We start from the raw sequence: 12,301 nt of genomic DNA, 5'->3' as shown, positions 1-12,301 counted from the left end.
ATGACTGAACTGAAAAACACCGAGCGCGAACTGCATTTTTTCCGCATGCGCCTGACCATCCTGGGCGGGCTCGTCTTCGTCTGCTTTTCGCTGCTGCTGGCGCGTTTCATCTGGCTGCAGGTGATCAAGCACGAGGATTACGCCACCAAGGCCGAGGACAACCGCATCGCCGTCGTGCCCATCGTGCCCACGCGGGGCCTGATCCTCGACCGCAACGGCGTGGTATTGGCGCGCAATTACTCGGCCTACACGCTGGAAATCACGCCATCGAAATTGAGCGCCAGCCTCGATTCCGTGATCGACGAGCTGTCGACCCTGGTGCAGATCGACATCAAGGACCGCCGCCGCTTCAAGAAGCTGCTGGAAGAATCGAAGAACTTCGTCAGCGTGCCGCTGCGCACGCGCCTGACGGACGAGGAAGTGGCGCGCTTCACGGCGCAGCGCTTCCGCTTCCCTGGCGTCGAGGTGCAGGCACGCCTGTTCCGCCAGTATCCGATGGGCGAAATCGCTTCGCACGTGGTGGGCTTCATCGGCCGCATCAACCGCAACGAAGCCAGGGCGCTGGAAGAGGGCGAGGACGCGGCCAACTACAACGGCACCGACCATATCGGCAAGGAAGGCCTGGAAAAAAGCTACGAGAAGCAGCTGCATGGCACCACCGGCTACGAGGAGGTGGAAGTGTCGGCCGGCGGGCGCGCCATGCGCACCCTGTCGCGCACGGCGGCCACCCCGGGCAACAACCTGATCCTGTCGATCGACATCGAACTGCAAAAAGTGGTCGAGGAAGCGTTCGGCGAATGGCGCGGCGCGGCCGTGGCCATCGACCCGGCCACGGGCGACATCCTCGCCTACGTCTCCAAGCCAGGCTATGACCCCAACCTGTTCGTCGACGGCATCGACCAGCAAAGCTGGAATGAGCTCAATACCTCGCTGGACCGGCCGATGGTCAACCGTCCCCTGTCCGGCACCTACGCGCCTGGCTCGACCTTCAAGCCCTTCATGGCGCTGGCCGCGCTGGAATTGGGCAAGCGCACGCCGAGCCAGTCGATTTCCGATCCCGGTTTCTTCATTCTCGGCGGGCATACCTTCCGCGACGACAAGGTGGGCGGCCATGGCACGGTGGACATGCACAAGTCCATCGTCGTCTCGTGCAACACCTATTACTATCAGCTGGGTCGCGACATGGGCATCGACGCCATCCACGACTTCATGAAGCCGTTCGGGTTCGGCCAGTTGACGGGTATCGACCTGAATAACGAAAAGACGGGCGTGCTGCCATCGACGGAATGGAAGCGCAACCGCTTCAAGACGCCGCAGCAGAAAAAATGGGTGGGCGGCGACACGATTTCGGTGAGTAACGGTTCCGGTTACAATTCCTATACGCCGCTGCAGATCGCCCACGCGACGGCCAACCTGGCCAATAACGGCGTGGTGATGAAACCGCATCTGGTGAAGATCATCGAAGACGCCGCCACGCGTGCGCGCACTCTGACGGTGCCGAAGGAAAGCTACCGCATCGCGCTCAAGCAGGAAAACATCGACATCATCAAGCGCGCCATGGTGGGCGTGACCAGCGAGCAGGGCGGTACGGCCGCGCGCATCTTCACCGGCGTGCAGTACACGGTGGGCGGCAAGACGGGTACGGCGCAGGTGGTGGGCATCAAGAAAAACGAGAAGTACAATGCCAAGCTGCTGGCCGAACGCCTGCGCGACAACGCCTTGTTTACGGCCTTCGCGCCGGCCGACAAGCCGCGCATCGCGATTGCCATCGTGGTGGAAAACGCGGGCTTCGGCGCCGGCGTGGCCGCGCCGATCGCGCGCAAGGCGCTCGACTACTACCTGCTGGGCAAGCGCCCGAGCGACAAGGAAAAGGACACCACCAAGGTGCCCAAGGAAGATGTCGACGAAGTGCGCACCCTGGAAGAAATCACGGACGAGCAAGCAGCCCCGACGGCACCTGCCAGACAATAAGGAAGCACATGCCCATTAACGAGAGGCGCTCGCTGTGGCGGCGCGCCAAACCCTATCTGGCGGTGTTCGATCCGCCGCTGATGATCATCATCCTGATGCTGCTCAGCACCAGCCTGCTGACCCTGTATTCGGCCAGCATCGGCATCCCCGGCAAGATCGAAGACCATTTGCGCAATATCCTGCTGTGCTTTTTCGTCATGTGGGTGGCGGCCAACGTCACGCCGCAGATGATGATGCGCATCGCCGTACCCGCCTATACGGTGTCGGTGATCTTGCTGGTGGCAGTGGCGCTGTTCGGCACCATCAAGCTCGGTGCGCGGCGCTGGCTGCATATCGGCGTGATCGACATCCAGCCGTCCGAATTCCTGAAGATCGCCACGCCGCTGATGCTGGCCTGGTTCTTCCAGCACAATGCGGGCGCCCTGCGCTGGAAATCGTTCGTGATGGCAGCCGTGCTGTTGCTGGCGCCCGTCTATCTGATCGCGCGCCAGCCCGACCTGGGCACGGCGCTGCTGGTGGTGGCGGCCGGCTTTACCGTCATCTTCCTGGCAGGTTTGTCGTGGAAGGTGCTGGCCGGCTTGCTGATCACTTTTGTTTCCTGCCTGCCGATCGCCTGGTCGCACCTGCATGATTACCAGCGCGACCGCGTGATGATGCTGATCGACCCGACCAAGGACCCGCTGGGCAAGGGCTTCCATATCATCCAGTCCATCATCGCCATCGGTTCCGGCGGCATGACGGGCAAGGGCTGGACACACGGCACGCAAGCCCACCTGGAGTTTGTTCCGGAACGCACGACCGATTTTATTTTTGCCGTATATTCCGAGGAATTCGGCCTGGTCGGTAACTTGATCCTGATGCTGATGTATTTGCTGCTGGTGGGACGGGGGCTGATGATCGCCGCCAACGCCCCCAGTTTTTTCACTCGCCTGCTGGCAGGAGCGATCACTATGATTTTCTTTACTTACGCCTTCGTCAACATGGGCATGGTCAGCGGCATCGTGCCGGTGGTCGGCGTCCCCTTGCCATTCCTCAGCTATGGCGGCACCGCGCTGCTGACCCTGGGCGTGGCCACCGGTATCCTGATGAGCATTCAGCGCCACCGCAAGCTGGTGCAGACCTGATGCGCGCGCCTTTCGATACCTTTGTCATGCGCGGGCCGAATGTTGCCACACTGCTGGCGGTCTTGCTGACCCTGGCCGCCTGCGGCACGACGCCGCAAAAGCCCGCATCGAATAACGTGCCGCTGCCATCCGGCGGCAAGGTCAAGTCCCCTGTGCGCCAGGATCCCACCTTGCCTGCGCTGCCGGCGGCCGGCTCCGGGCGTGGCGGCTACTACAAGGACGATGGCCCGGGCGACAATCCGCCGGCCAACCTGCGCGACGTGCCCGATGCGGAAGTGCGTAACGAGCCGTATTCCACGCGCTCGAACCGCCCGTATGTCGTCTTCGGCAAGACCTACACGCCGATCACCGATAACGAACCGTTCAAGCAGAAGGGCACGGGTACCTGGTATGGCAAGAAATTCCATGGCCAGCGCACCTCGTCCGGTGAAATCTACGATATGTACAAGATGACGGCGGCCCATCCGACCTTGCCGATTCCATCGTATGCGCGCGTGACGAGCATCGACAGCGGCGAGCAGGTGATCGTGCGCATCAATGACCGCGGACCGTTTCACGCCACGCGCGTGATTGACGTGTCCTACACGGCGGCGCTGAAGCTGGGTTTCCTCGGCAAGGGCAGCCACCAGGTGGTCGTCGAACGGCTGCTGCCAGCCGATATCGACGCCATCCTTGCGGCCCGTGCGGCGCCCAAGCCGGTGCCGTCCGTGGTGGCCATCTCCATCGACACGCCCGTGGAAACGGGCGCCGTGGTGCAGCCGGAAGTGTCGACGCAGATGCTGCCCGTCGATGCGACGGTGGCCATGCCGGCGCCGGCGGCGCTGGCCAGCGGGTTCTACTTGCAGCTGGGCGCCTACTCGCGCGCCGACAATGCGGAATCGGGACGTTCGCGCCTGGCGCCATACGCGGCAGCCCTCGGTACCCTGGGCGTGGTGCAGGCCGGTAACCTGTTCCGCCTGTACGGCGGACCGTTCTCCAGCCGCGCCGAAGCGGCCCGCGCGGCGGCGAACTTGCCGGAATCGACAGGCATCAAGCCTATCGTCATCCAGCGATAGGCTCGCCTGACGGTGCAAAGCACCTGATAAAACCGTAGCGAGCGGCAGCGATTTTTGGCTAAGAAGCGCAGCTGTGCTGGAGCACAGCGAGCATCGCAGGCCGCAAAGCGCGACGCGCAGTAGGTTTAGTCAGGTGCTTATTTGCAGTTGCGCAGTTCCTGGTCAGGGAACTGCGTTTTGATCTTTTCCAGACGCGCGCGCGTGACGGCGTCGAGGTCGCGGAACTGGTAAGCCATCTGCTTGCTGGCGCTGTAGCGCGGTGCGACGCGGGCGCTGTGCACGCCTTGTTTGTTGAGCGATGCCAGCTGGCTTTGCGCGCTGGTTTCCGACTTGAACACACCCAGTGAAATGCCCCAGCGTAGCGGGCTGCTTTCATTCATGATGAAGTAATTCGTCACGCCCAGCTGCTTCAATTCGCCCGCCTTGCGGTCGGCGCCTTCCTTGCTGCCCTGCGGCGGGATGTACACCATGTAGCTGGAAATCTCCTGGCCGGCCACGTTGCGGCGCGACTGGCGGTCGCCCAGGTCCAGCGACGCCACTTGCGCTTCGAAGCGGCGCCCGTCGGCCAGCACGAAATTGCCCACTTCCGTACAGGCATACGATGTCGGTGGCGCCGGTGCGGCCGCCGCCGGCGTCACTGCTTCTTCCGCGGCAGGCGGCGCGGCGGGCGCCATGGCCTGCTCCTGCGTCAGCAAGGTGAGCTTGGTCGCCTGCAGCTGGTTTTTCAGGCGCGCCGGCTCGCGTGTCTCCGTGCGAAAACTGCCCAGATAGCCCTGGCCGATGGCCAGCACCAGCAGGTTGACGCCGGCCAGCAGCCAGAAGACGAATTTCAGCATGGGTGATTTCCTTGTGTTCCTGCAGCCCCGGCGCGTGCGGCCGCCTGCAGGCCGAGCATGACGATATTGTCGACCAGGTGCAGCGGCACCGCCAGCGCCAGGGCCGGTGCGATGCGCGATGCGGCGCCGCCCGACAGCAGGCAGGCGCTGGCGCCGTGCATGCGCACGGCCCGTTCGATGGCGCCTGCCTGGGCCGCCAGGCAGCCGGAGAGGATGGCGTCATCCGTGTTGTCGGCAAAGCCGGCCGGCAGCAGGGCGTCGCTGGCGATCTGCGGCAGCTGCGCCGTGTTGCGCGCCAGCGAGCTGGCCATCAGTCCCAGCCCCGGCAAGATCATCCCGCCGAGGAAAACGCCATCGGCCGTGATGGCGTCGATGGTGGTGGCGGTGCCGCAATTGGCGACGATGACGGCCTGGCCAGGCGCCAGCGCGTGCGCGCCGATGGCGGCGGCAAAACGGTCGCAGCCCAGTTGCGACGGCGCGCGATAGCCGTTCGTCAGTCCCGCCAGCTGCGGCAGCGAGACAAAGTCGCTGGTAACGACCGGCAGCATGGCGCGCAGGCGCGTGCCGATGATGGCGCCTGCCACGTTCGACAGCAGTGCTTCGCCGATGGCGAGTGACGCCCACTGCGCGGCCAGGGTGTCGATCTGCGCATGCGTGACGGCGCCGCTGGCCAGCCAGCCGCCGGCGGCGCTGTCGGCGGCCACGAGCGCCCATTTGATGCGCGTATTGCCGGCGTCGATCAGCAGCAGCATGCGCTTACTCCCCCGTCAGGCGCAGGGACACGTCGCCGGACATGATGTGCTGCAAGCCGTCCTCGCCGCGCAGCAGCAGCCGGCCCAGTTCATCCACGCCGGCCGCCACGCCTTGCTGCAGCAGCTGGCCATTGTCGAGGATTTTCACGTGCTGGCCTTGCCATGCATGCAGTGCGTTCCAGCGTTCCGTGAAGGGCGCAAAGCCCGTGTCGTCGAATTCGGCCAGCACGCCGGCCAGGCGGCTGAGCAGGGCCGCCACCAGGGTATTGCGCTCCATCTGCGCCAGCCAGGGCACGGCCGAGACGCTGCGGCCGATCTGCCGTTCCAGCGCATCGGGCATCAGCAGATTGATGCCGCAGCCGATGACGGCCCACACGCCGCCGTCTGGCGTCTGCTGCGTCTCGACGAGGATGCCGGCCAGTTTATGTCCATCCTTGAGCAGGTCGTTTGGCCACTTCAGCTGCACCGGCACGCCCAGCGCTGTCATGGTTTCGGCCAGCGCCACGCCGACGGCCAGCGGCAGGCCGACCAGCCGGTGCAGCGGTCCCTTGAAGCGCCAGGCCAGCGAGAACATCAGGCTGGCGTCCGGTTGTGACACCCAGGGCCGCCCGGCGCGTCCCCGTCCGGCCGTTTGCTGGCCGGCGATGCGCAGGGTGGGGCCGGCCAGGGTGGCGCAGCGCGCCAGCAGGTCGGCGTTGGTCGATCCCGTTTCGTCGACCACTTCGATGGCTACATGGGAGGCGCTCGTGGCGCAATGGGCGGCGATGGCCGCGCTGTTCAGGTCTGAGTGCTTCGTCATGGTGGTCAGTTCAGTTGCGCGCCTTGTGCGGCGCATTCGCGAAGGCCCGGTCGTAGACGGCATTGGGCAGCGCGCGCAGCAGCTTGGCGACGACGCCCATCTGCCACGGGATCACGCGGTAGCTGTCGCCGTCGGCGATGGCGCGCGCGGCGCGCACGGCGAATTTTTCGGCCGGCATCAGGAAGGGCATGCGGTAGGCGTTATGGCGCGTCATCGGCGTGTCGATGTAGCCGGGCGTGATGGTGACGACCTTGATGCCTGCCGGTTTGAGTTCGAGGCGCAGCGATTCGCAGTAGCTGATCACGGCTGCCTTCGAAGCGCTGTAGGCTTCCGCGCCGGGCAGGCCGCGGATGCCGGCCACGCTGCCGATGCCCACCAGGCGTCCGCTACCCTGGCTTTTCATGGTGGCGATGAAGGGGGCGAAGGTGGCGACGGTGGCCGTGACGTTGATGGCCATCAAACGGGCGAAGGCGTCGAGGTCTTCCGCATGTTCGGTCAAGGTGCCGTACGACACGCCGGCGCTGGCGATGACGACGTCGATGCCGCCGGCATGGGCGATGAAGTCGCCGGCCGCGCTTTTCAGGGCGGCGTGGTCGCACACATCGACGGCGTAGGCGCGGTGGCGTTCAGGGTGGGGCAGGGAGGCGATCAGTTGCTGCAGGGTGTCGCCGCGGCGGGCCAGCAAGCCCAGATGGGCGCCCTGGCGCGCGTACTGCAGCGCCAGGGCGGCGCCCAGTCCGCTCGACGCGCCCGTGATGAAAACGCGATGCATCAGGCGATGCCCGGGCGCGCCAGGGAAGTGGCCATGCTTATTTCTTTTCCGCTTTGGCTTTCGCGACCAGCACGTCCATCACGCTGAGCGCCTGGGCGTTCAGCTGCTCTTCGTTCTTGGCCGACTTGCTGCCCTGGTCGGCCTGCGAAGGGGAGGTGATGTAGCGGCCATCGATGGCGATCATGGGCCAGAACGTCACGTTATAACCCTGCATCATGGCGTCCGCGCGGCGCACGCGGGCCGAGACACCCATCGAACGGTAGGTGTCGATGAACTTCTGGCGGTCCACGCCCTGCTTGGCGACGAAGTCGAAGACGGCGTCGTCGGTGTTCAGGCGGTTGCGTTCCACGTGCATGGCGTGGAAGACGCCGGTGTGCAGCTTGTCGACCAGGCCCATGGCTTGCAGGGTGAAGAACAAGCGCTGCTGCGGCGCCACGCTGTCATCGCGCGACACGTGCACGCGCTTGAAGACGATGTTGTCGCCCTGTTTCTTGACCCAGGCTGCCAGCTGCGGTTCGAGCACGTTGCAATGCGGGCAGTAATAGGCGAAGAATTCCGTCACTTCGATTTTCTTGCCCGATTCCGTCGCCTGCGGCGTGGGCAGGGTTTCGTACTCGACGCCGTTCTTGGGCTCGGCCGGCGAGGCCGACGCCCCCATGGCGGCGGTGAACAGGGCGGCGGCGATCAGGATTTTCTTCAGAAAACGCATGCTGGTTCCTTATTTTTGGTTACGGACGACGGCGACATCGATGCCGTTTTCAGACAGTTTAGTGCGTGCGCGGTTCATCGCCTCGAGCTGGTTGAACGGCCCGACCCGTACGCGGTGCAGCACGCCCGCATCGGTGCTGCGGTCGCTGATGGCCGCTTCGAAGCCGAGCAGCGCCAGTTTTCCGCGCGTGCTTTCGGCGTCCGACATGTCATGGAAGGCGCCAGCCTGCAGATAATAAATCCATTTGTCGCTGGCTGCATCGGCCTTGGCCTCTTTCGCGTCTGCCTTGGCTTGCGGCGCGGGCGCTGCTGGTGCCGCCGTTGGCGTTTTCGGCGCCGGCTTGTCCTTCAATGTACCGATCAATTCCTGCAGCGCGTCCGGCGGCGGCGCCTTCGGCTGCTGCGCGGTGGCGGGCACGGGCGCCGGTGCGGCAGGCTGCGTCGGCGTGGTGATCTCGCGCGGCTCCTTGGAGAAGTCGCGCGCCGCTTCCTTGGCCGCTTCCTTGTTGCCGTACATCGGCTTGTTCGGGTCGGCGATCTGACCGGCCGTCGGCTCGGCCGATTTGCCGGCCTTGCCCGACTTGTCGGTGAAGGGCGAGGCGCCCTTGGTGATCACCAGGGCGACCACCACGGCGATGCCCAGGCCGATGACCAGGCCGATGATGATGCCGACCAGGGTATTGCCCTGCTGGCGCCGGGACGAAGAGTAGCGGGAAGCGTGATTCATTGACGGTTTGACCTTCGCGATTACATTTTGTTTGGCGCGGACACGCCGATCAGTGCCAGGCCGTTGCGCAGTACCTGGCGCGCGGCGATGACGAGGGCCAGGCGGGCCATCTTGACGGCTTCGTCCTCGACCAGCACTTTTTCGGCGAAGTAGAAGCTGTGCAGGTTGGCGGCCAGGTCGCGCAGATAGAAGGCGACCTGGTGCGGTCCCAGTTCCGCTTGCGCGCGCGCCAGCATTTCAGGGTAGGCGGCCAGGGTCGCCAGCAGGGTCGCTTCGGTTGGCGCCGTCAGCGGGGAAAGGTCGACGCTGGCGACCGTGCTGGCATCGCCGCCCCAGTTTTCCAGGATGCGGCAGATGCGCGCATGCGCGTATTGCACGTAATAGACCGGGTTTTCATCGGTGGTTTTCAGCGCCACGTCGACGTCGAAGACGAATTCCGTGTCGGCCTTGCGCGAGATCAGGAAGAAGCGCACGGCGTCGCGGCCCTTGGCGATGTCGCCGCCGCCCGACCATTCGATCAGGTCGCGCACGGTCACGTAGGAGCCGGCGCGCTTCGAAATCTTGACTTCTTCGCCATCCTTCATGACGGTGACCATCTTGTGCAGCACGTAGTCGGGGTAGCCTTGCGGGATGCCCATGTCGACCGCCTGCAGGCCGGCGCGCACGCGCGCGATGGTGCCGTGGTGGTCGCTACCCTGGATATTGATGGCTTGCACGAAGCCGCGCTGCCATTTCACCAGGTGATATGCGACGTCCGGCACGAAATACGTGTAGGTGCCATCCGTCTTGCGCATGACGCGGTCCTTGTCGTCGCCGAAGTCGGTGGTGCGTAGCCACAGCGCGCCATCCTGCTCATACGTGTGGCCCGCCTTGATCAGGGTTTCCACCGCGCTATTGACCTTGCCGTCCGCGTACAGCGACGATTCCAGGTAGTAATTGTCGAACTTCACGCCAAACGCCTGCAAATCGATGTCTTGCTCGTTGCGCAGGTAGGTGACGGCGAACGGGCGGATCGAATCGATGTCTTCCACGTTGCCGTTGGCCGTCGCTGGCTGGCCGTCGCTGGCCGAGACCGTCTTGCCGGCCTTGAAGTCGTTGGCGATGTCGGCGATGTAGTCGCCGTTGTAGGCGGACTCGGGCCATTCGGCGTCGCCCGGCTTGAAGCCGCGCGCGCGCGCCTGCACGGAATTGGCCAGGGTCTGGATCTGCACGCCCGCGTCGTTGTAGTAGAACTCGCGCGTCACTTTGTAGCCTTGCGCGTCGAACAGCGAGGACAGGGCGTCGCCCAGGGCTGCCTGGCGGCCGTGGCCCACGTGCAGCGGACCGGTCGGGTTGGCCGAGACGAATTCCAAGATGACTTGCTTGCCGGCGCCTGCCGTGCTGCGGCCATAGCTGTCGGCCTCGCTCAGGATGGTTTTCACCACGGCTTGCTTGGCGGCGGCGGAGACGCGCACGTTGATGAAGCCGGGACCGGCGATTTCCACTGCCTCGACCAGGCCCTTGCCGGCCGGATTGGCCAGCACGGCCGTCACGATGGTTTGCGCCAGTTCGCGGGGATTCTGTTTCAGCTGCTTGGCCAGTTGCATGGCGATATTGCAGGCGACGTCGCCATGCGATGCATCGCGTGGTCGCTCGAGCACTACGCTAGGCGCTAGCGAGGTGCCGGCCAGGACGGGAGCGAGGGCGGCCTGGAACAGGGCGATGATTTCTTGTTTCTGTTGGGCGAGCATGAGCAGGATGGCGGTGGAACCGCGTTAAGAATGAATAGAATGAATCAAAAAGCAAAACGGACGGCCAGTACCCAAGCCGCCCAGACTGCGTTAATTATACTGGTTTGCTGCCGGGAACAATACGCCAGCCGGCAGTGTGCCCGTGCCGGCGCTTTTCACGATATTATCAGGACAGCATGCCCATGTTGGTGCACGAAAACATCAGCATGGGACATTCTGCTTGTATATATGCAGTTTTTTGCCGCAATTTACATGTATCGCTGCAATCGCTTGGGCCAGAGGGCGCCACAAACGCTACAATCGACCCTTTATTGATGACGCGCGGCCGCGACTTTGCCACCATGCAGCCCGCCGCGCGCAGCCACACCGGATAACTATGAACAAGCGCCCCACGCTGAAATTGAAAACCAAGCCGGCGCCAGGCCAGGCTCCTGCCGCACCGAAATTGCGTCCCAGCTACCATCCCGACCTGAAACCGGTCTTGCAGCCAGGCTTCCAACCCGATTTGCGCGCCGACTCGCTGGCGTTTTGCCTGCTGGGCGCGGCCAATGCCGTGGCGCAAGTGCGTACGGGCACGGCCCTGCCGCAGGCGCTGGCCAAGGTGTTTACGCAATCGAACGCCAGCCCGCAGGCGCGCGGCGCCATCCAGGATATTTCCTACCGTACCATGCGCCAGCTGGGCCGCAGCGAAACCCTGGTCGGCCTGATGACGTCGAAGGCGCCCGAGCCGCCGATGCTGGCCGCCCTGCTGTGCTGCGCGCTGTCGCTGATGTCGGCCGAGCCGGGCGAGCAGCCGTACGAAGAGTTTACCGTTGTCGACCAGGCTGTCACAGTGGCCACTTCGCATCCTGACCTGGCGCATGCCAAGGGCATGGTAAATGCCGTCTTGCGCCGTTTCTTGCGCGAGCGCAAATCCTTGCTGGAAGCGGCCCTGCAGCAACCGTTGGCGCAATGGAATTATCCGCAGTGGTGGATCGACTCGCTGCGCCTGGCTTACCCGCGCGATTGGCAAGCCATTCTGACGGCCGGCAATGCCGTGCCGCCCTTGACTTTGCGCGTGAATCGCCGCAAGAGCACGGTCGAAGCGTATCTGGCCGTGCTGGCGGAGGCGGGCATCGCCGCGCGCCAGGTGGGACCGTTTGCCGTGCGGCTGGACAAACCGATCGGCGTGGCGCTGATCCCCGGCTTCGAGCAGGGCGTCGTTTCCGTGCAAGATGCCGGTGCGCAATTGGCCGCGCCGCTGCTGGACTTGCAAGATGGCATGCGCGTGCTGGACGCCTGCGCGGCGCCGGGCGGCAAGACGTGCCACATCCTGGAGCTGGCCGACGTGCAAGTGACGGCCATCGATGCGGACGCCAAGCGCCTGCCGCGCATCGCGGAAAACCTCGAGCGCCTGGGCCTGGACGCCACCCTGAAGGCGCAGGATGCGCAATCGAGCGCGTGGTGGGACGGCCAGCAGTACGACCGCATCCTGGCCGACGTGCCGTGCACGGCCTCGGGCATCGTGCGCCGCCATCCCGACATTCGCTGGTTGCGCCGCAAGGGTGATGCGTTCCAACTTGCAACACTTTCCTCCAAAATTCTGGACAACCTGTGGCAGATGCTGCGCCCCGATGGTAAATTGCTGTTCGTGACATGTTCATTGTGGCCGCAGGAGTCCGAGGCACAGGCGGCGGCATTTGCGGTACGCAATAATGCGACCCGATTGACAGCGCCTGGCCAGCTGTTGCCGACTGGCAGCGCGGAGCAGGACCACGACGGTTTGTTCTATGCGCTATTCCAAAAAAATGCGGCTTGAGCGATTCGTCGAACCTTATCTTACGGACA

At 64.4% G+C, this 12,301-nt stretch carries 11 protein-coding genes; 4 read left to right on the top strand and 7 right to left on the bottom strand.

From position 1 onward, the window contains the following. Genes mrdA through CLU94_RS10145 form a run of 3 tightly spaced genes read left to right on the top strand, consistent with a single transcriptional unit; the run spans window position 1 to window position 4,150 of the window. On the top strand, window positions 1-1,971 hold the full coding sequence (mrdA, locus tag CLU94_RS10155; protein ID WP_099665543.1) for a penicillin-binding protein 2: 1,971 nt from the start codon (window positions 1-3) through the stop codon (window positions 1,969-1,971). Between the two features lie 8 nt (window positions 1,972-1,979). Continuing rightward, on the top strand, window positions 1,980-3,095 hold the full coding sequence (gene rodA / locus CLU94_RS10150) for a rod shape-determining protein RodA (protein WP_077399426.1): 1,116 nt from the start codon (window positions 1,980-1,982) through the stop codon (window positions 3,093-3,095). Then, window positions 3,095-4,150, top strand: a complete 1,056-nt coding sequence (locus CLU94_RS10145) for a septal ring lytic transglycosylase RlpA family protein (RefSeq protein WP_099665542.1) — start codon at window positions 3,095-3,097, stop codon at window positions 4,148-4,150. The genes rodA and CLU94_RS10145 overlap by 1 nt, the downstream gene beginning before the upstream one ends. Before the next feature lie 137 nt (window positions 4,151-4,287). Here CLU94_RS10145 and CLU94_RS10140 read toward each other — a convergent pair whose 3' ends face one another. The 7 genes from CLU94_RS10140 to argS are packed head-to-tail and all read right to left on the bottom strand — an operon-like array spanning window position 4,288 to window position 10,474. After that, complete coding sequence (locus CLU94_RS10140; RefSeq protein ID WP_099665541.1) at window positions 4,288-4,986, bottom strand: SPOR domain-containing protein; 699 nt, start codon at window positions 4,984-4,986, stop codon at window positions 4,288-4,290. Then, entirely contained in the window at window positions 4,980-5,738 is a 759-nt protein-coding gene (locus CLU94_RS10135) for a type III pantothenate kinase (protein WP_099665540.1), read from the bottom strand. Before CLU94_RS10135 ends, CLU94_RS10140 begins: the two co-directional genes overlap by 7 nt. A 4-nt stretch (window positions 5,739-5,742) precedes the next feature. Next, on the bottom strand, window positions 5,743-6,537 hold the full coding sequence (locus CLU94_RS10130) for a biotin--[acetyl-CoA-carboxylase] ligase (protein WP_099665539.1): 795 nt from the start codon (window positions 6,535-6,537) through the stop codon (window positions 5,743-5,745). A gap of 10 nt (window positions 6,538-6,547) precedes the next feature. Continuing rightward, window positions 6,548-7,309, bottom strand: coding sequence for an SDR family oxidoreductase (locus CLU94_RS10125; RefSeq protein WP_099665538.1), 762 nt, complete (start codon window positions 7,307-7,309; stop codon window positions 6,548-6,550). Window positions 7,310-7,346: 37 nt separating this feature from the next. Continuing rightward, window positions 7,347-8,018, bottom strand: coding sequence for a thiol:disulfide interchange protein DsbA/DsbL (locus CLU94_RS10120; protein ID WP_099665537.1), 672 nt, complete (start codon window positions 8,016-8,018; stop codon window positions 7,347-7,349). A 9-nt stretch (window positions 8,019-8,027) separates the two neighbouring features. Next, window positions 8,028-8,744: an SPOR domain-containing protein gene (locus tag CLU94_RS10115; protein WP_099665536.1), complete on the bottom strand. Its 717-nt coding sequence runs from the start codon at window positions 8,742-8,744 to the stop codon at window positions 8,028-8,030. 20 nt (window positions 8,745-8,764) lie between these two features. After that, window positions 8,765-10,474 (bottom strand): arginine--tRNA ligase, encoded by a 1,710-nt coding sequence (argS, locus tag CLU94_RS10110; RefSeq protein WP_099665535.1) that lies wholly within the window; start codon window positions 10,472-10,474, stop codon window positions 8,765-8,767. A gap of 376 nt (window positions 10,475-10,850) precedes the next feature. On the opposite strand from argS, the gene rsmB reads away from it, so the two are divergent. Next, complete coding sequence (rsmB, locus tag CLU94_RS10105) at window positions 10,851-12,272, top strand: 16S rRNA (cytosine(967)-C(5))-methyltransferase RsmB (RefSeq protein WP_099665534.1); 1,422 nt, start codon at window positions 10,851-10,853, stop codon at window positions 12,270-12,272. Window positions 12,273-12,301 lie beyond the last annotated feature (29 nt).

This window comes from Janthinobacterium sp. 13, from assembly GCF_002749695.1.
In the GTDB taxonomy this organism is placed as follows: Bacteria; Pseudomonadota; Gammaproteobacteria; order Burkholderiales; family Burkholderiaceae_D; genus Janthinobacterium; species Janthinobacterium kumbetense.
The sequence above is the reverse complement of the archived record's forward strand: the minus strand, read 5'-3'. Positions and strand labels throughout refer to the sequence as shown.